3 protein-coding genes are annotated in these 1,800 nt (G+C 71.7%); all 3 read right to left on the bottom strand.

What is annotated here, in order from left to right; all coding sequences use genetic code 11:
- Positions 1–18: 18 nt before the first annotated feature.
- The 3 genes from shbA to C2L59_RS15465 all read right to left on the bottom strand — a co-directional run bounded on the left by shbA (position 19) and on the right by C2L59_RS15465 (position 1,746).
- Positions 19–675, bottom strand: a complete 657-nt coding sequence (gene shbA, locus C2L59_RS15475) for an RNA polymerase sigma factor ShbA (protein WP_304485940.1) — start codon at positions 673–675, stop codon at positions 19–21.
- 254 nt (positions 676–929) lie between these two features.
- A complete protein-coding gene (locus tag C2L59_RS15470) occupies positions 930–1,226 on the bottom strand; it encodes a DUF202 domain-containing protein (protein WP_103350208.1) in 297 nt (98 codons plus the stop codon).
- Between the two features lie 172 nt (positions 1,227–1,398).
- The gene (locus C2L59_RS15465) at positions 1,399–1,746 is read right to left on the bottom strand and encodes a YidH family protein (RefSeq protein WP_103350207.1); all 348 of its coding nucleotides are present in this window, start codon (positions 1,744–1,746) and stop codon (positions 1,399–1,401) included.
- Between the last annotated feature and the right edge of the window lie 54 nt (positions 1,747–1,800).

Genomic DNA, 1,800 nt, shown 5'->3' with positions numbered 1-1,800 from the left:
CGCCGCGCGGGTGGTCGGTCAGAACTCGTCGTCGCGGATCATGCCGCGCAGCCGGGTGAGGGCCCGGTGCTGCGTCACGCGGACGTTGCCCGGGGAGATCCCGAGCGCTTCGGCGGTTTCGGTCGCCGAGAAGCCGACGGCGATGCGCAGGGTCAGGATTTCCTGCTGCACGCGCGGCAGCGAGGCGAGCAGCCGGCCGAGCCGGGCGCCGAGGTCGAGGTGCAGCGCGTGGCTTTCCGGTTCGTTGCCGGCGAGCAGCGGGCGCTCGGGGAGCTCGGGGACGGGCTCAGAGCGGTCGCGGGCGACGGCGCGGTAGGCGTCGGCGACCTTGTTCGCGGCGATCGCGTGGACGAGGTAGAGGAAGGAGCCGCCGCGGTCCTGGTAGTCGGGCAGGGCCTTGAGCACGGCCAGGCAGACTTCCTGGGCGACGTCGTCGGCCGAGAGGTAGGAGAGGTCGCGCCCGCCCATCCGCGCGCGGCAGTAGCGGACCACCACGGGCTCGATCATCTGGAGCAGCGAGTGGATGGCGGCGGGGTTGCCGCTGCCGGCGTCCTTCACCAGGGGGTCGAGATCTTCCTTGGTGAGCCGCCCGTTCGGGCGGGGCAGATGCTCGGGAGTCCGATAATCGCGAAGGGCGGAAGCGGATTCCTCAGTGGTCCTCGGCGGTGCTGTCATGGTCGTCTCCCCGGCCGACCCTCGACCGTCGCTGCCGGGGGTTCAACACTCCGTAACTGATCCATCGCAGAGGCTCCGGAAGTTCCCGGGTAGATCTGCGGTCCGTGCGACGCAGGGTAATCGTAAGCACCTCCACCCGGGTCAGTCCAGATTTCAACGACCAATACCCCGTTAGCAGGAGCGACCGTGATGTTCCCGCGACCAGGCCCGGCACATTGCGATTAATCGGTTTCAGGATGTGCCGACTTCACCCGTCAGTGGAGGATGACCACGGAGACGGCCGTCGCGGTCACGGCCAGCGACGCGATGGCGGGCAGTACCGGGCTCGCCGGACCGGGTTCGGGGGCGCGCATGGCCCGTTCCCGCCGCGCCCCGATGGCTGCGAGCAGGGCGGACGTGGCCGCGGCGAGCAGCACGGGGACGAGACTGAGGCCCCAGTGGCGCTGGGCGGCCGAGTGAAGCAGCAGGACGGTGCAGGCGGCGGAGGCGAGTGCGGTCCGGCGCCAGGCGAGCCCGGTGCGCTCGGCTTGGGCGCCACCCGGGGTGGTCACGGCCGGATCCCCAGGTCCGTGACGGTACTTATGACGTCGCGATAATCGCGAACGAGCGGTATTCGCGGCCGCTGGGGAAGTCCGGCGACGGCGGCCGGAGCGTCCTGCCAGGTACACCGGGCGCCGGAGCCGGTGTCGCGGGTCGTCACCGTCCGCTGCGGGTTCGTGTCCCTCACGAGACCACCAGCAACACGGCCGCGGCCACGATGAGGGTGAGCAGCCCGCCGGTCAGGACCAGGATCAGCCGGCTCGGGGGGAGCGGTTCCCCGGCCCGCATGGCGACCTGGACCCGCCGCCACCGCGGATAGGCGGTGCCGGCGAGAACGGCGGCGAGCACGACGCACAGGCCCGCGAGAACGGTGCTGGCGGCGTTCGGCACCAGCTGGTGCACGGCAACACCGCCGGCGAGCAACCCGAGGGCGGTCCGGAGCCAGGCGAGGAAGGTGCGTTCGTTGGCCAGGGTGAACCGGTAGTCCGGTTCGCGCCCGCCCGCATGGGGCTTGATGTCGTCGGGGGCCACGACCAGACGCTAGCCGGTGTGGGCGGGCGGGGCCGGGTTGGCGGGGTGGGCCGG

It is taken from the genome of Amycolatopsis sp. CA-128772, from assembly GCF_002904295.1.
Lineage (GTDB): Bacteria > Actinomycetota > Actinomycetes > Mycobacteriales > Pseudonocardiaceae > Amycolatopsis.
The sequence above is the reverse complement of the archived record's forward strand: the minus strand, read 5'-3'. Positions and strand labels throughout refer to the sequence as shown.

What these genes read in the sequence shown, in the direction of transcription:
- shbA (WP_304485940.1), bottom strand. Translation starts at nt 675, where the DNA reads ATGACAGCACCGCCGAGGACCACTGAGGAATCCGCTTCCGCCCTTCGC.